Origin of the sequence: Streptomyces sp. NBC_00209 (genome assembly GCF_045206345.1) — a bacterium.
GTDB lineage: Bacteria > Actinomycetota > Actinomycetes > Streptomycetales > Streptomycetaceae > Streptomyces.
The window spans coordinates 1,197,268-1,216,851 of sequence record NZ_CP108121.1; the positions used below are offsets into that span (position 1 = coordinate 1,197,268).

12 protein-coding genes and 1 riboswitch are annotated in these 19,584 nt (G+C 74.2%); of the genes, 6 read left to right on the plus strand and 6 right to left on the minus strand.

Going from position 1 to position 19,584, the window contains the following annotated elements:
• Positions 1 to 5: 5 nt before the first annotated feature.
• A complete protein-coding gene (cobN, locus tag OG867_RS05255; RefSeq protein ID WP_406283188.1) occupies positions 6 to 3,665 on the minus strand; it encodes a cobaltochelatase subunit CobN in 3,660 nt (1,219 codons plus the stop codon).
• Between the two features lie 84 nt (positions 3,666 to 3,749).
• Positions 3,750 to 3,826, minus strand: a riboswitch (cobalamin riboswitch).
• Between the two features lie 119 nt (positions 3,827 to 3,945).
• Here cobN and cobG point away from each other — a divergent pair.
• Genes cobG through OG867_RS05270 form a run of 3 tightly spaced genes read left to right on the plus strand, consistent with a single transcriptional unit; the run spans position 3,946 to position 7,488 of the window.
• A complete protein-coding gene (gene cobG, locus OG867_RS05260; protein WP_406283190.1) occupies positions 3,946 to 5,280 on the plus strand; it encodes a precorrin-3B synthase in 1,335 nt (444 codons plus the stop codon).
• A 55-nt stretch (positions 5,281 to 5,335) separates the two neighbouring features.
• A complete protein-coding gene (locus OG867_RS05265) occupies positions 5,336 to 5,962 on the plus strand; it encodes a precorrin-8X methylmutase (RefSeq protein ID WP_018105780.1) in 627 nt (208 codons plus the stop codon).
• Positions 5,959 to 7,488: a precorrin-2 C(20)-methyltransferase gene (locus OG867_RS05270; RefSeq protein WP_406283192.1), complete on the plus strand. Its 1,530-nt coding sequence runs from the start codon at positions 5,959 to 5,961 to the stop codon at positions 7,486 to 7,488. Before OG867_RS05265 ends, OG867_RS05270 begins: the two co-directional genes overlap by 4 nt.
• Here OG867_RS05270 and OG867_RS05275 read toward each other — a convergent pair.
• A complete protein-coding gene (locus OG867_RS05275) occupies positions 7,473 to 8,222 on the minus strand; it encodes a cobalt-precorrin-6A reductase (RefSeq protein ID WP_328902949.1) in 750 nt (249 codons plus the stop codon). The two genes, OG867_RS05270 and OG867_RS05275, sit on opposite strands and share 16 nt — an antisense overlap.
• Positions 8,223 to 8,233: 11 nt before the next feature.
• On the opposite strand from OG867_RS05275, the gene OG867_RS05280 reads away from it, so the two are divergent.
• The gene (locus OG867_RS05280; RefSeq protein WP_406283194.1) at positions 8,234 to 9,349 is read left to right on the plus strand and encodes a cobalt-precorrin-5B (C(1))-methyltransferase; all 1,116 of its coding nucleotides are present in this window, start codon (positions 8,234 to 8,236) and stop codon (positions 9,347 to 9,349) included.
• Positions 9,350 to 9,369: 20 nt separating this feature from the next.
• Here the strand turns inward: OG867_RS05280 and cobM are convergent, their stop codons facing one another.
• From cobM to OG867_RS05295, 3 genes are all read right to left on the minus strand, one after another.
• Positions 9,370 to 10,119 (minus strand): precorrin-4 C(11)-methyltransferase, encoded by a 750-nt coding sequence (gene cobM, locus OG867_RS05285; protein WP_406283196.1) that lies wholly within the window; start codon positions 10,117 to 10,119, stop codon positions 9,370 to 9,372.
• Positions 10,116 to 11,369, minus strand: a complete 1,254-nt coding sequence (cbiE, locus tag OG867_RS05290) for a precorrin-6y C5,15-methyltransferase (decarboxylating) subunit CbiE (RefSeq protein WP_406283198.1) — start codon at positions 11,367 to 11,369, stop codon at positions 10,116 to 10,118. Before cbiE ends, cobM begins: the two co-directional genes overlap by 4 nt.
• A gap of 98 nt (positions 11,370 to 11,467) precedes the next feature.
• Positions 11,468 to 12,526, minus strand: a complete 1,059-nt coding sequence (locus OG867_RS05295) for a VWA domain-containing protein (RefSeq protein WP_406283200.1) — start codon at positions 12,524 to 12,526, stop codon at positions 11,468 to 11,470.
• A gap of 278 nt (positions 12,527 to 12,804) precedes the next feature.
• On the opposite strand from OG867_RS05295, the gene modA reads away from it, so the two are divergent.
• Entirely contained in the window at positions 12,805 to 13,620 is an 816-nt protein-coding gene (gene modA / locus OG867_RS05300) for a molybdate ABC transporter substrate-binding protein (protein WP_406283202.1), read from the plus strand.
• Between the two features lie 63 nt (positions 13,621 to 13,683).
• Positions 13,684 to 15,588 (plus strand): ABC transporter permease, encoded by a 1,905-nt coding sequence (locus tag OG867_RS05305; RefSeq protein WP_406283204.1) that lies wholly within the window; start codon positions 13,684 to 13,686, stop codon positions 15,586 to 15,588.
• A 3-nt stretch (positions 15,589 to 15,591) separates the two neighbouring features.
• Here OG867_RS05305 and OG867_RS05310 read toward each other — a convergent pair whose 3' ends face one another.
• A complete protein-coding gene (locus OG867_RS05310; protein WP_406290774.1) occupies positions 15,592 to 19,578 on the minus strand; it encodes a molybdopterin-dependent oxidoreductase in 3,987 nt (1,328 codons plus the stop codon).
• Positions 19,579 to 19,584: the final 6 nt, after the last annotated feature.

Consider the following 19,584-nt stretch of genomic DNA (forward strand, 5'->3'; position numbering starts at 1 on the left):
GGGCCTTACTCCTCGCCCTCCAGGTTTCCTTCCGTTTCCAGGAAGACCTGGCGCAGCGCTTCGAGCACCGCCGGGTCGGGCTTGGCCCACATGCCGCGCGACTCCGCCTCCAGGAGGCGTTCCGCGATGCCGTGCAGGGCCCACGGGTTGGCCTGTTCCAGGAAGGCGCGGTTGGCCGGGTCCAGGACGTAGGTCTCGGTCAGCTTGTCGTACATCCAGTCCGCGACCACGCCCGTCGTGGCGTCGTAACCGAAGAGGTAGTCGACGGTCGCGGCCAGCTCGAAGGCGCCCTTGTAGCCGTGGCGGCGCATCGCCTCGATCCACTTGGGGTTGACGACGCGGGCGCGGAAGACGCGCGAGGTCTCCTCGGTCAGCGTCCGGGTGCGGACCGTCTCGGGGCGGGTCGAGTCCCCGATGTACGCCTCCGGGGCGGTCCCCTTCAGCGCGCGGACCGTGGCGACCATTCCCCCGTGGTACTGGAAGTAGTCGTCGGAGTCCGCGATGTCGTGCTCGCGGGTGTCGGTGTTCTTCGCGGCGACCGCGATGCGCTTGTACGCGGTCTCCATCTCCTCGCGGGCCGGGCAGCCGTCCAGCTCGCGGCCGTAGGCGTAGCCGCCCCAGGTCGTGTAGACCTCGGCGAGGTCGGCGTCGGTGCGCCAGTCGCGGGAGTCGATGAGCTGGAGCAGCCCGGCGCCGTACGTGCCGGGGCGCGAGCCGAAGATACGGGTGGTGGCCCGGCGCTCGTCCCCGTGCTCGGCCAGGTCGGCCTGGGTGTGCGCCCGTACGTGATTGAGCTCGGCGGGTTCGTCCAGCGAGGCGGCCAGGCGCACGGCGTCGTCCAGGAGGCCGATGGTGTGCGGGAACGCGTCGCGGAAGAAGCCGCTGATGCGGAGGGTGACGTCGATGCGGGGGCGGCCGAGCTCGGCCGCGGGGATCGGTTCGAGGCCGGTGACGCGGCGCGAGGCGTCGTCCCAGACCGGGCGCACGCCGAGCAGGGCGAACGCCTCCGCGACGTCGTCGCCCGCGGTGCGCATGGCGCTCGTTCCCCAGAGGGAGAGGCCGACGGACTCCGGCCAGTCGCCGTTGTCCGTGCGGTAGCGGTCGAGGAGCGAGTCGGCGAGGGCCTGGCCGGTCTCCCAGGCGAGACGGGAGGGGACGGCCTTCGGGTCGACCGAGTAGAAGTTCCGGCCGGTGGGGAGGACGTTGACGAGTCCCCGGAGCGGGGAGCCGGAGGGGCCTGCGGGGACGAATCCGCCGTTCAGGGCGTGGACGCAGTGGTCCAGTTCGTCTGTGGTCCTGGCCAGTCGGGGGGCGACCTCTTCGGCGGCGAAGTCGAGGATGGCGGCGACAGAACCAAGCCCCTGCGGCGATTGAGCAGCGGGGTCCGGGGCCGAGCCCCGTGCCGACGAACCGGGAACGGATGTGGCGACCGTAGCCACGGCCGAGCGCTCCCAGTTGGCGTCCTCCATCGCCTGGACCAGCGCCCGCGCCTGGTCCTCCACCGCGTCCGCGTCCGTGCGGGTCGCCGCTGACTCGTCCAGGCCCAACGCCTCGCGCAGGCCCGGCAGGGACGTCGTGCCGCCCCAGATCTGGCGGGCCCGGAGGATCGCCAGGATCAGGTTGACGCGGGCGGCCCCGGTCGGCGCGGCGCCCAGGACGTGGAGGCCGTCGCGGATCTGGACGTCCTTGATCTCGCAGAGCCAGCCGTCGAGATGCATGATGAAGTCGTCGAAGCCCTCGTCCTCCGGGCGGTCCTCGACACCCAGGTCGTGGTCGAGCTTCGCGGCCTGGATCAGGGTCCAGATCTGGGCGCGGATGGCCGGCAGCTTGGCCGGGTCCATGGCGGCGATCTGGGCGTGCTCGTCCAGGAGTTGTTCGAGGCGGGCGATGTCCCCGTAGCTGTCGGCCCGGGCCATCGGCGGCACCAGGTGGTCCACCAGCGTGGCGTGCGCCCGGCGCTTCGCCTGGGTGCCCTCGCCCGGGTCGTTGACGAGGAACGGGTAGATCAGCGGGAGGTCGCCGAGCGCCGCGTCCGGGCCGCAGGCGGCGGACAGGCCCGCGTTCTTGCCGGGCAGCCATTCCAGGTTGCCGTGCTTGCCGAGGTGGATCATCGCGTCGGCGCCGAAGCCGTTGTCGTCGGCGCGGGCGGCGATCCAGCGGTAGGCGGCCAGGTAGTGGTGCGAGGGCGGCAGGTCCGGGTCGTGGTAGATCGCGATCGGGTTCTCACCGAAGCCGCGCGGGGGCTGGATGAGGATGAGCAGGTTGCCCCGGCGCAGCGCGGCCAGGACGATGTCGCCCTCCGGGTTGCGGGAGCGGTCCACGAACATCTCGCCGGGCGGCGGGCCCCAGTGCTGCTCGACGCCCTCGCGGAGTTCGGCGGGCAGTGTGGCGTACCAGCGGCGGTAGTCGGCGGCGGGGATACGGACCGGGTTGCGGGCGAGCTGCTCCTCGGTGAGCCACTCCTGGTCGTGGCCGCCCGCCTCGATGAGGGCGTAGATCAGCTCGTCGCCGTCACCGGAGGCGAGGCCGGGGACCTCCTCCGTACCGAAGTCGTAGCCCTCCTCGCGCAGTCGGCGCAGCAGGGCGACCGCACTGGCGGGGGTGTCGAGCCCGACGGCGTTGCCGATACGGGAGTGCTTGGTCGGGTACGCGGAGAGGACGAGCGCGACGCGCTTCTCGGCGTTCGGGATGTGGCGCAGGCGGGCGTGGCGGACGGCGATGCCGGCGACGCGGGAAGCGCGCTCGTCGTCGGCGACGTAGGAGGGGAGGCCGTCCTCGTCGATCTCCTTGAAGGAGAACGGGACGGTGATCAGGCGGCCGTCGAACTCGGGCACGGCGATCTGGCTCGCGGCGTCCAGCGGGGAGACGCCCTCGTCGTTGCCCTCCCAGTCGGTGCGGGAGCCGGTGAGGCAGAGCGCCTGGAGGATCGGCACGTCGAGCGCGGTGAGCGCGCCCGCGTCCCAGGACTCGTCGTCGCCTCCGGCCGACGCCTCGGCGGGCCGGGTGCCGCCCGCCGCGAGGACCGTGGTGACGATCGCGTCGGCGCCGCCCAGGGTCTCGATGAGCTCGGGTTCGGGGGCGCGCAGGGAGGCGACGTACAGCGGGAGGGCCTTCGCGCCCTCGGCCTCGACCGCCCGGCACAGGGTCTCGATGAACGCGGTGTTGCCGCTCATGTGGTGGGCGCGGTAGTAGAGCACGGCCACCGTGGGCGCGCTGTCCGCCGTCTCCCGGGGGGTGCGTTCCAGCGGGCCCCAGGAGGGTGCGGGGGCGGGCGGTTCGAAGCCGTGGCCGGTGAGCAGCACGGTGTCGGAGAGGAAGCGTGCGAGCTGGTCCAGGTTGGCCGGGCCCCCGTGCGCGAGGTAGGCGTGGGCCTCGGCGGCGATCCCGATGGGCACGGTGGAGGCGGCCATCAGCTGGGCGTCGGGGGCCTGTTCGCCGGTGAGGACGACGACGGGGCGGCCGGTCGCGAGGAGCTGGTCGAGGCCGTCCTGCCAGGCGCGGACGCCACCGAGGAGGCGTACGACGACGAGGTCGGTGCCGTCCAGGAGCGCGGGCAGGTCCTGGAGCGGGAGGCGGGAGGGGTTCGCGTACCGGTAGCGGACGGGTCCGTCGGAGGCGCGGGCGCTGAGCAGGTCGGTGTCGGACGTCGACAGGAGCAGGATCATGCGGCGTCTGGCCTTCCTCGGGGTGTCCACGCCCCGGGCGGTGTCGAGATCCCCTGCTCGGACCTGCCGAACGTGCGGGGAAGGGAGTTCCTGACTCGCCCGGCCTGGTGGGGCCGGGCTCACAGTGGCGGGACCGCGCCGGAATCGCACCGGGCTTCCTCCCCTGTCGCCGTCTGTGGCGACGACGGACCCGGAGGTCCGCCGGGGTCCGTCCGCGAAGACGGGCCCCGCAGGCATAGTACGGGCCGGGGTGGGCGACGGGTCATACGGATCGGATGAGATGGTCGGTATGCTCGCCGCCATGCCTCCCCCAGCCCCCCATTTCGCCCAGCCCGACGACGCCCGTTTCCGGTCGCGCGGCGACGCCTGCCCGGGTGCGCTGCGGCTGCACCGGGCGGACGACGGGTCGTTGGCGCGGGTCCGGGTGCCCGGTGGTGTGCTCGGCGCGGACCAGGCGGACGGGCTGCGGGAGTTGGCCGTGGAGCTGGGCGATGGTGAGCTGTATCTCACTTCGCGCGGCAATGTGCAGCTGCGCGGGCTGGGTGCGGAGTGCGGGGGCGAACTGGCCTCACGGATGTATGAAATGGGGCTTTTGCCCTCCGAGCGCCATGAGCGGGTCCGCAATGTGGTGGCCTCCCCGCTGTCCGGGCTCGACGGCCGCGGTGCGCGGGATGTCCGCCCGTGGCTGACCGCGCTGGACGCGCTGGTGTGCGCGAGCGAGGAGGCGGCCGGTCTGTCGGGCCGGTTCCTGTTCGCGCTGGACGACGGGCGCGGCGACGTGGACGCGCTGGGCGCGGATGTGACGCTGCGGGCGCGGGCGGACGGGGACGCGGAGCTGCGGATCGGGGCGCTGGACCCGGTGGCCCGGATTCCGGCGGACGAGGCGCCGCGCGCCGCGCTCCTCGCGGCGACGGTGTTCCTGTCCATGGCGGCCGGTTCCGGTGCGTGGCGGGTGGCCGACCTGCCCGGGGGCGCCGGGCCGTTGCGGGACGAGGTGCTACGGAGGTGGGGTGCGGCCGGGCTGCCCGTCGCCCTCGGGACCGTACCGGTGCCGGACTGCACTCCCCCGGCGCTCGGTGTGGTGGCGGGGTCCGGGGACACGGACGCGCTGTCCGTCGGGCTGCCGCTCGGGCGGGCGGACGCGGTGCGGTGGCGGACGCTGACGGACCTCGCCCGGGACCACGGCGCCGGCGAACTGCGGCTCACCGCGTGGCGCGGAGTCGTCGTGCCCGGCGTCCGGCGGGAGCGGGCGTCCGGGGCACTCGACGCGCTGGAGGCCGTGGGACTCGTCACCGGGGACCGCTCGCCGTGGACCGGGGTCGGGGCGTGCATCGGGCGGCCGGGGTGCGCGAAGTCCCTGGCCGACGTGCGGGGTGACGCCGCGTCAGCGCTGTCCGTCGCCCCGACCGCGGGCGCCCTGCCCGTCCACTGGTCCGGCTGCGAGCGGCGGTGCGGGCACCCGCGTGGTGCGTGGGTCGACGTCGTCGCAGGACCGGACGGCGGCTACCGGGTGTCCGTCGTACGGGACGGCGGGCGCGCGGACCCGGTCCACGTCGCCGACGACCCCGCCGCGCTGGCCGACGCCGTGGCGGCGGCCCGTGACCCTCGTACCTGACCACCCCACACTTTTTCTGTCCGACCCCCGCCCCGAAGAAGAGAGCGACACCACTGTGTACGAGTACGAGAAGGACGGACCGGCCATCTATCGCCAGTCCTTCGCCACCATCCGGGCGGAGGCGGACCTCGCCGGGCTGCCCGCGGACGTGAGCCAGGTCGCGGTCCGGATGATCCACGCCTGCGGGATGGTCGACCTCGTACGCGACCTCGGCTACACGCCCGACGCGGTCGCCCGCGCCCGCGCCGCGCTGCGGGCCGGCGCGCCCATCCTGTGCGATGTGGCCATGGTCGCCAGCGGGGTCACCCGCAAGCGGCTGCCCGCGGACAACGAGGTGGTGTGCACCCTGTCCGACCCGGCCGTGCCCGGGCTCGCGGCGGAGCTGGGCACGACCCGCTCGGCGGCCGCCCTGGAGCTGTGGCGGGACCGGCTGGACGGGGCGGTGGTGGCCGTCGGGAACGCGCCGACCGCCCTGTTCCGGCTGCTCGAAATGATCGAGGAGGGGGCCCCGCGCCCCGCCGCCGTCATCGGTGTCCCGGTCGGGTTCGTCGGGGCCGCCGAGTCCAAGGACGCCCTGGCCGCCCATCCGTCGGGCCTCGACCACCTGATCGTGCGCGGCCGGCGCGGCGGGAGCGCCATCGCGGCCGCCGCGCTCAACGCCATCGCCAGCGAGGAAGAGTGACCGTGAGCGAGCAGCAGACGGGGCGCCCGGACGGGCGGACGGGGCGGCTCTACGGGGTCGGGCTCGGCCCCGGCGACCCGGCCCTGATGACCCTGCGCGCGGTGGAGGTCATCGCCCAGGCGGACGTCGTCGCCTACCACAGCGCCCGGCACGGCCGGTCCATCGCCCGGTCCATCGCGGCGAAGCACCTGCGCGCCGACCACATCGAGGAGGCCCTGGTCTACCCCGTCACGACGGAGACCACGGACCACCCGGGCGGCTACCGGGGCGCGATGGAGGACTTCTACACCGAGGCGGCGGCCCGGCTCGCCGTGCACCTGGACGCGGGGCGCACGGTCGCCGTGCTCGCCGAGGGCGACCCGATGTTCTACGGCTCGTACATGCACATGCACAAGCGGCTGGCCGACGGCTACCCGACCGAGGTGATCCCCGGGGTGACCTCGGTCAGCGCGGCCGCCGCCCGGCTCGGGACCCCGCTCGCGGAGGGCGAGGAGGTCCTGACGATCCTGCCCGGCACCCTGCCGGAGGAGGAGCTGACCGCCCGGCTCGCCGCGACCGACGCGGCGGTGGTGATGAAGCTCGGCCGCACCTTCCCCGCCGTGCGCCGGGCGTTCGAGGCGTCGGGCCGGCTGTCCGAGGCCCGCTATGTGGAGCGCGCCACGATGGCCGGGGAGCGGCTGGGCGACCTCGCGGACACGGACGCGGACTCGGTGCCGTACTTCGCTGTCGCCGTCCTGCCGAGCCGGATCGACGCCCGCCCGGAGCGCGCCCCGGGCGACGGTGAGGTGAGCGTCGTCGGCACGGGTCCGGCGGGTCCGCTGTGGCTGACGCCCGAGACGCGCGGGGCGCTGGCCGGGGCGGACGACCTCGTCGGTTACACCACGTACCTGGACCGGGTGCCGGTCCGGCCGGGGCAGATACGGCACGGCTCGGACAACAAGGTGGAGTCGGAGCGGGCGGAGTTCGCGCTCGACCTGGCCCGGCGCGGTCGGCGGGTCGCCGTGGTGTCCGGCGGGGACCCGGGGGTCTTCGCCATGGCGACGGCCGTGCTCGACGTCGCGTCGCGGGAGGAGTACGCGGACATACCGGTGCGGGTACTGCCCGGGGTGACGGCGGCCAACGCGGCGGCGGCCCGGGCGGGTGCGCCGCTGGGCCACGACTACGCGACGATCTCGCTGTCGGACCGGCTCAAGCCGTGGGAGGTCATCGCGCGCCGGCTGTCCGCCGCCGCCGCGGCGGACCTGGTGCTCGCGCTGTACAACCCCGGTTCGCGGAGCCGGACCTGGCAGGTCGGCAAGGCCCGGGACCTGCTCCTCGAACACCGCTCGCCGGACACGCCCGTGGTCCTGGGCCGGGACGTGGGCGGGCCGGCCGAGAGCGTACGGACCGTGCGCCTCGCGGACCTCGATCCGGCCGAGGTGGACATGCGCACGATCCTCATCGTCGGCTCTTCGCAGACCCGGTGGGGGCGGCGGGGCGACGGCACGCAGATCGTGTGGACGCCGCGCCGCTACCCGGAGGACTGATCCGTCAGCCAGGCCAGGGCCTCTTCCGGGGTGCCGGCCACCGCGCCCCCCTCGGGGACCGGTGGCCGGCGGACCACGACCACGGGGATGCCGGCCTCGCGGGCGGCGGTCAGCTTGGGGGCGGTCGCGGCGCCGCCGCTGTCCTTGGTGACGAGGACGTCGACGCGGTGGCGGCGGATCAGCTCGCGCTCGCCCTCCAGGGTGAAGGGGCCCCGGTCGAGCAGGGTCTCCATCCGGGCCGGGTACGGCGGTTCCGGAGCGTCCACGGAGCGCGTCAGAAACCACAGCTCGTCCAGGCCCGCGAAGGCGGCGAGCCCCATGCGGCCCGTGGTGAGGAACACCCGCCGCCCCAGTGCGGGCAGCGCGTCGGCCGCCTCGGCCAGGGAGCCGACCGGGTGCCAGTCGTCGCCCGCACCGGGCACCCAGCCGGGCCGGCGCAGCATGAGCAGGGGAACATGGGCGGCGGCGGCCGCGACGGCCGCGTTGAAGGTGATCGTCCCGGCGAAAGGATGGGTGGCGTCGATGAGCGCGTGCACCCGGTGCGCGCGGAGCCAGTCCGCGAGCCCGTCGGCTCCGCCGAAGCCCCCGACCCGGACCTCCCCCGGCGGCAGTTTCGGCCTGGCCACCCGGCCGGCCAGGGAGCTGGTGACCCCGCTCCCGGCGGGCAGCCCCGCCACCAGCAGCTCGGCGAGCCGGCGGGCCTCCGTCGTCCCGCCCAGAATCAGTACGTGCACAGGGACCATCCATGAGTGAGGCGAAGGGCGGGCGCGGCGCCCAACTCAAGCACACCGGTCTGCGGCCCGGCTGGACGACCGGGGCCTGCGCGACGGCCGCCGCGACGGCCGCGTACACGGCGCTGCTGAGCGGCGACTTCCCGGACCCGGTGACGATCACGCTGCCCCGGGGCCAGACCCCGGCGTTCGCGCTCGCCGTGGAGGAGCTGGGCGACGGGCGGGCGACGGCCGGCGTGGTCAAGGACGCGGGCGACGACCCCGATGTGACCCACGGCGCCCTGGTGCGGGTGAGCGTGCGGGCGCTGCCTCCGGGCTCGGGCGTGGTGTTCCGGGCGGGCCCCGGCGTCGGCACGGTGACGCTGCCGGGGCTGCCGCTGGACGTCGGCGAACCGGCGGTCAACCCGGTGCCGCGCCAGCTGATCCGGGACCACCTCGCGGAGGTCGCGGCGGCGCACGGCGGGTCCGGGGACGTCGAGGTGACGATCGGCGTGGACCACGGCGAGGAGATCGCCCGCTCCACCTGGAACCCGCGCCTGGGCATCCTGGGCGGCCTGTCGATCCTCGGCACGACCGGGGTCGTGGTGCCGTACTCCTGCTCGGCGTGGATCGACTCGATCCGGCGCGGCGTGGACGTGGCGCGCGCGGCCGGGCACACGCATGTCGCCGGGTGCACGGGGTCCACCTCGGAGAAGACGGTGGTCGCCGAGTACGGGCTGCCGGAGATCGCGCTGCTGGACATGGGCGACTTCGCGGGCGCGGTGCTGAAGTACGTACGCCGCCACCCGGTGGACCGGCTCACGATCTGCGGCGGGTTCGCCAAGCTGTCGAAGCTCGCCGCCGGCCATCTGGACCTGCACTCGGGGCGCTCCCAGGTCGACAAGGCGCATCTGGCGGAGCTGGCCCGGCGCGGTGGTGCCGACGAGACCCTGGCCGCGGAGATCGCCGTCGCCAACACCGGGCTCGGCGCGCTTCAGCTGTGCCAGGCACGCGGGGTGCCGCTGGGCGATCTGGTGGCCGTGGCCGCGCGGGACGAGGCGCTGTCGGTGCTGCGGGGGGCGCCGGTGGCCGTGGACGTGATCTGCGTCGACCGGGCGGGGACGGTGGTGGGGCGCAGCTCCGTACGCTGACCCGCCCGGGCGGGCCCCGGTCAGCAGGTGTGGCGGTCGCGGGCCGGGGAGTAGAGGTGGCTGTCGTGGAACTGCTCGGCGCCCAGGGTGCGGCCGACCATGATCACGGCGGTACGGATGACACCCGCGGCCTTCACCTGTGCGGCGATGTCGTCCAGGGTGCCGCGCAGGACGAGTTCGTCGGGGCGTGAGGCCATCGCGACGACGGCGGCCGGGCAGTCCGCCCCGTAGTGCGGCAGCAGTTCCTCGACGACGCGGTCCACGTAACGGGCGGCCAGGTGCAGGACGATCAGGGCGCCGCCGCGGCCGAGCGTCGCCAGGTCCTCGCCCTCGGGCATGGCGGTGGCCCGCTGGGCGATCCGGGTCAGGATGACGGTCTGGCCCACGGTCGGCACGGTCAGCTCGCGCTTGAGGGCGGCCGCCGCGGCCGCGAACGCGGGCACACCCGGGACCACCTCGTACGGCACGCCCGCCTCGTCCAGGCGCCGCATCTGCTCGTTGACCGCGCTGAACACCGAGGGGTCGCCGGAGTGCAGCCGCGCCACGTCGTGGCCGGCCCGGTGAGCGGCGACGAGTTCGGCGGTGATCGCGTCGATGTCGAGCTGCGCGGTGTCGACCAGGCGGGCGTCGTCCGGGCACTCGGCCAGGAGTTCGCGGGGCACCAGGCTGCCCGCGTACAGGCACACCTGGCAGGCGGCGAGCGTGCGCGCGCCGCGCACCGTGATCAGGTCGGCGGCGCCGGGGCCCGCGCCGATGAAGTACACGGTCATCTGTCGTCTCCAGGAAGTTGCGTGGCCTTGCGTACGGACCACTGGGTGACGGGCATGGCCTGCCGCCAGCCGGTGAACGTGCCGACGGGCACGGCGTGCGACACGGCGAGGCGTGTCAACTCACCGCCGTGCGCCTTGTGCTGGGCGGCGAGCAGCGCTTCGGACTCCAGGGTGACCGTGTTGGCGACCAGCCGGCCGCCGGGCGGGAGCGCGGCGAGGCAGGTGTCGAGGAGGCCGGGCGCGGTGAGGCCGCCGCCGATGAACACGGCGTCCGGGGTGGGGAGTCGGTCCAGGCAGTCGGGCGCGCGGCCGGTGACGACGCGGAGGCCGGGCACGCCGAGCCGGTCGGCGTTCTCCGCGATGCGCGCCGCGCGGACGGGGTCGCGTTCGACGGTGACCGCCCGGCAGGAGGGGTGGACGCGCATCCACTCGATCGCGATGGAGCCGGAGCCGCCGCCGATGTCCCAGAGGAGTTCGCCGGGGGCGGGGGCGAGCACGCCCAGGGTGACGGCCCGGACGTGCCGCTTGGTCAGTTGCCCGTCGTGCGCGTACGCCTCGTCCGGCAGGCCCGGTACGGCGCCGAGGCGCAGCGCCCCCGGCGCGGTCCGGCACTCGACGGCGACGACGTTGAGCGGGTCCCCGGCCGGGTGGTCCCAGCCGTCCGCCGTGCCCTCGGCGCACGCCTCGTCCTCGCCGCCGAGCTGTTCCAGGACCCGCATGCGGCTGGGCCCGAAGCCGTGGTCGCGCAGCAGTGCGGCGACCGTGGCCGGGGTGGTGGCGTCGGCGCTGAGGACGAGCAGCCGGCGTCCTTCGTGGAGGGCGGCGGCGAGCCGGGCGGCCGGGCGGCCGACGAGGGTGACGACCTCGGTGTCCTCCAGCGGCCAGCCGACGCGGGCGCAGGCGTAGGAGACGGACGAGGGGTGCGGCAGGACGTGCAGCCGGTCCGGGCCCAGGATCTCGGTGAGGGCCCGGCCGATCCCGTAGAACATGGGGTCGCCGCTGGCCAGGACGGCGATGCGGCGGCCAACGTGCGCGGCGAGCAGGCCGGGGACGGCGGGGCGCAGGGGCGAGGGCCAGGGCACGCGGGTGCCCGCGCACCGGGGCGGGATCAGGTCCAGCTGGCGTCCGGCGCCGATCAGGACCTGGGCGGCCGCCAGCTCCGTGCGGGCCGCCTCGGACAGGCCGGCCCATCCGTCGGCTCCGATCCCGACCACGGTGACTAGGGGCGGGCGGGGGTGCTCGGGGGTCACGGACGGTACCTCGGGTTTCGGGGGCTGACGCTCCCGAAACTCTACTGGCCGGTTCCGGGCGCCCGGCTCCGGGAGCGTCCCCCGCGAGGCCGGAGCCGTCAGAGCATGATCAGCAGGCGGGTCTTCGGCTTGAGCTTCCTGTTGACCGATCGGCTCTGCACGTACACCTCCAGATCGGGGTTGTTCCCCGCCTTCACGGACACCGTTCCGCGGACGCCCGAGCCGAACAGCAGGTTGCGGGCCGCGTCGCCCGCGTAGGCGCGGTCGGTGTCCTTCTCCACGACGACGACCTCCTTGTCGGGCTGCACCTGGACGCGGGCGCCCAACTGGTAGTAGCAGGAGCCGCGCTCGTACGTGACGCCCGGGTGCGAGTCGACGAAGGAGCGGATCTCGACCTCCTTGTCGACCTTCAGGAGCCGGTACTTGTCGGCCGGGACCGGTTCGAGACTGGCCCGGACGTCGTCCACGGATATGTCCTGGCCGACCGCGAAGAGGTTCTTCGTGCCGCGCACGCCCTGCTCGCGGCCCCGCAGGAAGCTGGTGGCGGCGGCGCGCACGGTGCCGATCGCCTCCTCGACGCCCTCCTTCGAGTCGGCGTCCCAGATCGCGATGTTGCCGGCCGGGAAGCCGTAGTTCTGAGCGGTGCGCTTGGCCAGGGAGTTGGGGACGAGGATCGCCGACGTCCAGTGCCCCGGGAGGGCGCCCATCGTCGCCGAGATGCGGTCGAGCCAGGGGCCGAGGATCGTCATGTCCCCGTCGTGCCTGCGGTCGCCGCCGGAGGCGTTCTCCTCGCCGTCCGTCACCACGATCTGGAGGAAGCTGTGCTCGCCGTACTCCTCCCAGATGTGGCCCAGGTCGTCCAGGGACTTCAGGGATGCCTCGATGAGGGCCGTCGCGCCGTTGTTCACGTGGTAGAGGCCCCGCATGGACGGCAGGTGCTTCACATCCATGTCCCAGACCAGGTTCTCCACCCGGTGGTCGAAGGAGTAGAGGCTGATCCGGGTCTCGTGTCCGAGGCTGTCCGACTCGGCCTTCAGTCCGGCCACGAACTCGTCCACGACGCGCACGAGCTGCCCCTGGTGCGGGCGCATGGAGCCCGAGCAGTCCACGACGAGCGCGACGTGATTCACCTTGTGCTGGATCTTGTTGGCAGGCACTGCTGCTCCTTCTGCGAGGCTCCCCAAGCGACGTCTTCACACTAGGTGGAGGCACTGACAACGGAGCCCGGCGCCGGATCACCCGGGCCCGCCGCCCCCGCGCACGGCTCGGACCTTCCTCCAGGCATATGCGCATCTGCCATGTGTTTTCGCATGGACATATGTAAATGCCACCCCAGAACACCTATTCTTTGGCACATGCTGTCTCCTGTCACCGGGTGGTCCGCTCGCCGGCCCGGCGGCATCGGCCTCTCGCGTTCCCAAGGAGCCCCGCTCTCATGTCCTTCACCCCCGCCCTCACCCGCCGACGCGCCGCGGCGGCCCTCGTCGTCGTGGGCCTGCTCACGCCCCTCACCGCGTGCGGCAGCGACGACGACACGAAGGACGCGTCCACCGGCTCCGGCGCCTCGTCCGCCTCCGGCGCGCCCGCCGCCGATCTGACCGTCCTCGCCGCCGCCTCCCTCACCGATGTGTTCAAGGAGGCGGGTGCGGCGTACGAGAAGGAGCACCCAGGCACGAAGGTGACGTTCTCCTTCGCCGGGTCGCAGGAGCTGGCCGCGCAGGTCAAGCAGGGCGCCCCCGCCGACGCGCTGGTCACCGCCGACACGAAGACGATGGACGGCCTGAGGTCGGACACCGGCACGCCCACGGTCATCGCGAAGAACCGTCTCGTCATCGCCACCGGCAAGGGCAACCCGGAGAAGGTCGAGAACCTCAAGGACCTCTCGGACACCAGGCTGAAGGTGGTCCTGGCCGCGCCCGAGGTGCCGGTGGGCCGGTACAGCAAGCAGATCCTGGACGCCCGGAAGATCACCGTGAAGCCGGTCTCGCAGGAGCCCAACGTGCGCGCGGTGCTCAGCAAGGTCGAGTTGGGCGAGGCGGACGCCGGTCTGGTCTACAAGACCGATGTCGCCTCGGCCGCGGGCAAGGTCGACGCGGTCGACATCCCGGACGAGCAGAACGCCGTCGCCTCGTACCCGGCGGCGACCCTGAAGGCCAGCAAGCACAGCGCGGCGGCCGAGGCGTTCGTGACGTGGCTGTCGACGCCCGAGGCGCAGAAGATCCTGGCCGACGCGGGCTTCCAGCAGCCGTAACGTAGGCGAGGGCCCGGCTCCGACAGGGGCCGGGCCGCCCTTTCTCCAGCCTCAGGGAACCCGATGAACCGCCGCCCCCGCGCACCGATCGTGCTGGCACTCCCCGCGCTCCTGGCCGTCGCGTTCCTGCTGCTGCCGCTGGCCGGCATCCTGGCGCGGACCTCGTGGGGCGAGCTGGGCACCCACCTCACCAGCGAGGGCACCACCCAGGCGCTGACGCTGTCGCTGATCGTCTCCGGCTGGGCGCTGGCCCTCTCCCTCGTCCTGGGGGTGCCGCTGGCCTGGCTGCTCGCCCGGGTCGACTTCCCCGGCAAGGTCTTCGTCCGCTCGCTGGTGCTGCTGCCGATGGTGCTGCCGCCCACGGTCGGCGGGGTCGCCCTGCTCCTCGGCTTCGGCCGCCGGGGGCTGCTGGGGCCGTGGCTGGAGGACTGGTTCGGGATCACGCTGCCGTTCCACACCTCGGGCGCGGTGCTCGCGGCGACCTTCGTCGCCATGCCGTTCCTGGTGATCAGCCTGGAGGGCGCGCTGGGCGGGCTGCGACCCCGTTACGAGGAGACCGCGGCCTCCCTGGGGGCTTCGCCGGTACGGGTGTTCTTCACGGTCACCCTGCCGATGGTGGCACCCGGTCTTGCCGCGGGCGCGGCGCTGACCTGGGCGCGGGCGCTCGGCGAGTTCGGGGCGACCATCACCTTCGCGGGCAACCTCCCCGGCACCACGCAGACCCTGCCGCTTCAGGTCTACCTGCTGCTCCAGGACAGCCCGGAGGCGGCGACCTCGGTGTCCCTGCTGCTGCTCGTCATCGCCATGGCGGTGCTGCTGGCACTGCGGGGGCGGTGGACCGGGACGCCGCCGGAGCGGACACGGCGGGAGGTCGTTGACGACGAACCGGCGGCCGCCGTCCCCTCCGTCACCGCTCCGGAGGCCGTACGGGAGAGCTGGCCGCTGCACGCCGAGGTCACCGGCTTCAACGAGCTGACCCTGGACGCGGAGGCCGGGACGACCATCGCCGTCGTCGGCCCCAACGGCGCGGGCAAGACGACCCTGCTGCGCGCCCTGCTCGGCCTCACCCCGCGCGCCCACGCCCGGCTCCTCCTGGGCGACACCGACGTCACCGCCCTGCCCGCCCACCGCCGGGGCGTCGCCTGGGTCCCGCAGGACGGCGCGCTCTTCCCGCACCTGAGCACCCTCGCCAACACCGCGTACGGGCTGCGCGCCCGGGGCGTACCGCGTGCCGAGGCCCGCCGCGCCGCGCAGGAGTGGCTGGACCGGCTCGGGGTCGGGCATCTGGCCGCGCGCCGCCCCGCCCAGGTCTCCGGCGGCCAGGCGCAGCGCGTCGCGCTGGCCCGCGCGCTGGCCGCCCGTCCGCGCCTGCTGCTGCTCGACGAACCGCTCGCCGCGCTCGACCAGACGACCCGGTCCCAGGTCCGGCACACCCTGCGCCGCCATCTCGACGGGTTCGGCGGCGTCTGCCTCCTCGTCACGCACGACCCCGTGGAGGCCGTCGCGCTCGCCGACCGGGTCCTCGTCCTGGAGGACGGCCGCACGCTTCAGGACGCCCCGCCCGCCGAGGTCACCCGGCACCCGCGCTCCCCCTGGGTCGCCCGGATGCTCGGCCGCAACGCCTGGCCCGGCACCGCCACCGCCGACGGCCTGGAGCCCTCGGGCGGCGGGCACCTCGTCGCGGCCGAACCGCTGCCGGCCGGGGCGCCCGCGCTCGCGGTCATCGCGCCCGAGGCCGTCTCCGTACACCGGGAGAGGCCGGCCGGGAGCCCGCGCAACGTGTGGCCGGGGACGGTGCGCGAGATCACGGCGGGCGGGAGCCGGCTGCGGGTGCTGGTGGGGTCGGAGCAGGCGCCGGACCTGGTCGCCGAGATCACCCCGCAGGCCGCGGCCGAGCTGTCCCTCGCGGACGGGGCGCGGGTCTGGACCAGCGTCAAGGCCACGGAAGTGACGCTCGTAGCCCTGTGAACCTCAGTACACGTCCCGCACGTACCGCTTGTCGGCGGCGAGCTGCTTCACGTACAGGGCGGCGGCCTCCGGGTCGAGCCCGCCGTGCGCGACGGCGATGTCCCGCAGCGCCCGGTCGACGTCCTTCGCCATCCGGGCCGCGTCGCCGCACACGTAGAAGTGGGCGCCGTCGCGCAGCCAGGTCCACAGCTTGGCGCCGTGCTCGCGCATCCGGTCCTGTACGTAGACCTTGGCGCGCTGGTCGCGGGAGAAGGCGGTGTCCAGGCGGGTGAGGGTGCCGTCGGCGAGGAAGGACGTCAGCTCCTCCTCGTAGAAGAAGTCGGTGGCCCGGTGCTGCTCCCCGAAGAACAGCCAGTTGGGGCCGGGGTCGCGGCGGGCGCGGCGCTCTTCCAGGAAGCCGATGAAGGGGGCGACTCCGGTCCCGGGGCCGACCATGACCATCGGTGCATCGGGGCGGGCCGGTGGCCGGAAGTGCGGGGCGCGGCGGACGAAGACCGGGACGCGGGTGTCGGGGGCGGCGTCCGCGAGGAACGGCGAGCAGACCCCGGAGCGGGGGCGGCCGCGGGTGTTCTCGTAGCGGACGACGGAGACCGTCAGGGAGAGCCGGTCGGGGTCGGTGAGCGGGCTGGACGATATCGAGTACAGGCGCGGTTGCAGGGGTTTGAGGAGGACGGCCCACTCCTCGGGGGTGGCCTTGACCGGGTATGCGGCGAGGACGTCGACGGCCTGGCGGCCCCAGGACCAGCGGGCCAGCTCGCCCTTGTTGTCGGGCCGCAGCATCTTCTTCAGCTCCCGGTCTCCGGTGCGTTCGGTGACGAAGCCGAGGAGGGCGGGGGTGAGGCGGGTGATGTCCAGCCGGGTGTGGAGCGCGTCGCCGAGCCGGAGGCCGCCGAGGCCGGAGACCTCGATCTCGGCGTCGGCGTCGAGGCCGGTGACGGAGAGCCATTCGGCCACCAGGTCCGGATGGTTGGCGGCGTGGACGCCGAGCGCGTCACCGGCCGCGTAGTCGAGGGCGGTCCCGGTCCCGCTGGTGTCGAAGGTGAACCGGCGGACCTCCTTGCCGGAGCCGGGCCGCCCGAGCAGCCGGTTGCCGGCCAGCCGGGCGGTGACGGGCGCGGGCCTCGGGGTGCGGACCGGGGCGGGGGCGGGCGGGGGCGCGGGGGCCGGATCGGTGGGCGGGGCGGTGAGCCCGGCGAGGACCTGGTCGAGCCAGCTGAGCGCGGAGGGTTCGTAGTCGGGTTCGCAGTCGGTACGGGGGGCGAGGCGGACGGCCCCGAGCTCGTCCAGTCGGCTGTCGAGCCGGCGCCCGTGTCCGCAGAAGTCGTCGTACGAGGAGTCGCCGAAGGCCAGGACCGCGAACCGCCGGCCGTCCAGGGTCGGGAGGTCGGCGGCCGTCAGGGCCTCCCAGAATCCGGAGCCGTTGTCGGGCGCGTCGCCGTCCCCGAAGGTGCTGGTGATCAGGAGGAGGTCGGCGGCGGGCGGCAGGGCGCGCGGGTCCGCCTGGTCCATGCCGAGGAGTTGGGTGCGGTGGCCCGTGGCGGTGAGCCGGTCGGCGGCGGCGACGGCGAACTCCTCGGCGTTGCCGGTCTGCGAGGCCCACAGCACGACGACCTCGCGGCCGGGGGCCTCGGCGGGGGCGGGCACGGGGTCGTCGGCGGGCGGCCCGGTGCGCGAGTACATGCCGGCCAGGACGCCGTTGACCCAGCGCGCGTGCTCGGCGCCGAAGGGCGCGCCGGGCGGGAGGACGGGGACGCCGGGGGCGCCCAGGGGCAGCCCGGCGAGGAAGCCGACGAGGTACTGGCGCTCGTGTTCGGCGAGGACCGGGGGCGGGGTGGTCTCCAGGCCGAAGACGGCGGCGGGTGCCTGCGCGGGCGCCTCCACCGGCAGCGGCGCCGGGGCCGCCGGCGCGGCCGCCACCTTCGTCAGCGTCACCGCGCACACCTTGAACTCCGGCTGGTAGGAGACCGGGTCCACGGCGTCGCCCGTCACCGCGTTGACGCTGAGGTATTCGCCGAAGAGGTCGTTCCAGTGGAAGGGCGCGAAGCAGCATCCCGGCGCCACCCGGTCGGTGACCACGGCGGGCAGCACGGCGCGCCCGCGCCGGGACTCGACCTCCACCGAGTCGCCCTCCGCGAGCCCGAGGCGGGTCGCGTCCTCGGGGTTCACCTCCACGAACGGTCCGGGGTTCAGCCGGTTGAGCTTGGCGACCCTGCCGGTCTTGGTGAGGGTGTGCCACTGGTGCTGGACCCGGCCGGTGTTGAGCAGGAAGGGGTAGTCGTCGTCCGGCATCTCGGCCGCCGGGATGTGGGGGCGGCCGAAGAAGCGGGCGCGTCCGGCCGGGGTCGGGAAGGCCGGTCCGCCGCCGTCCGGGGCGAGATAGCGGATGGGGTTGCGGTCCGGGCCTTCGGCGGTGGGCGCGGGCCACTGGACGGGGGCGGTGCGCAGCCGTTCGTACGTCACGCCCCGCAGGTCGTAGCCGGTGCGGGGGTTCGCGGCGCGCTTGATCTCCTCGAAGACCTCCTCGGCGCTGTCGTACGTGAAGGCGTCCTCGTACCCCATCGCGCAGGCGATACGGGCGATGATCCGCCAGTCCGCGAGGGCTTCGCCGGGCGGCTCGACGGCCGGGCGGGCGAGGGTGAGGTTGCGTTCGCTGTTGACGAGGACGCCCTCCGCCTCGCTCCACAGGGCGCCGGGCAGGACGACGTCGGCGTAGGCGTTGGTCTCGGTGTCGGCGAACACGTCCTGGGTGATGACGAGTTCGGCGGCTTCCAGGGCCTCGATGACGGTGCGGCGGTTGGCGACGGAGGCGACGGGGTTGGTGCAGATGATCCAGCACGCCTTGATGTCGCCGGCCGCCATCCGCTCGAACATCTCGACCGTTCCCCGGCCGCACTCGTCCTTGCGCAGGGTGCCGGGGGCCAGGCCCCACAGCTCCTCGGTGAAGGCGCGGTCCTCGTCGTCCAGGAGCGAGCGCTGGCCGGGGAGCCCCGGGCCCATGTAGCCCATCTCGCGGCCGCCCATGGCGTTGGGCTGGCCGGTGAGCGAGAGGGGGCCGCTGCCGGGGCGGCAGATCGCGCCGGTCGCGAGGTGGAGGTTGATGAGCGCGTTGGTGTTCCAGGTGCCGTGCGTGGACTGGTTGAGCCCCATCGTCCAGCAGCTGGTCCACTCCCCCGCCTCGCCGATCCACCGGGCGGCCTGCCGGAGGTCGTCCTCCGGGATGCCGGTGATCTCGGCGACGGTGGCGGGCGGGTAGTCGGCGAGGAACTCCGGCATCTCCTCCCAGCCCTCGGTGTGCGCGGCGATGAACGCGGGGTCGGTGTGCCCGTTCGCGTGGAGCAGGTGCAGGAGGCCGTTGAGGAGGGCCAGGTCGGTGCCCGGCCTGACGCGCAGGAAGAGGTCGGCCTTGTCGGCGGTGGCGGTGCGCCGGGGGTCCACGACGATCAGCTTGGCGCCCGCCTTGACGCGGTCCAGGAGGCGCAGGAAGAGGATCGGGTGGCAGTCGGCCATGTTGGAGCCGATGACGAGGAAGACGTCCGCGCGGTCCAGGTCGTCGTAGGAGCCGGGCGGCCCGTCGGCGCCGAGCGACAGCTTGTAGCCGCTGCCCGCGCTCGCCATGCACAGCCGCGAGTTGGACTCGACGCGGTTGGTGCGGACGAACCCCTTGGCCAGCTTGTTCGCGAGATACTGCGCCTCCAGGCCCAGCTGCCCGGAGACGTAGAAGGCGACGGCGTCCGGTCCGTGCGTGTCGATGACCGCCCGCAGCCGCCGCGCGGTGGACGCGACCGCCTCGTCCACGCCCACCGGTACGGGCTCCGCGCCGCGCTCCGGCCGTACCAGCGCGGTGGTCAGCCGGCCGGGGGCCGCGAGCATGTCGGCGGTGGTCGCGCCCTTGGTGCAGAGCCGCCCCGCGTTGGCGGGGTGGGCCTTGTCGCCCGACGCCTTGAGGACCGTACGCCGCCCGTCGGGCCCGGCCGCGATGTCGAGGACCATGCCGCA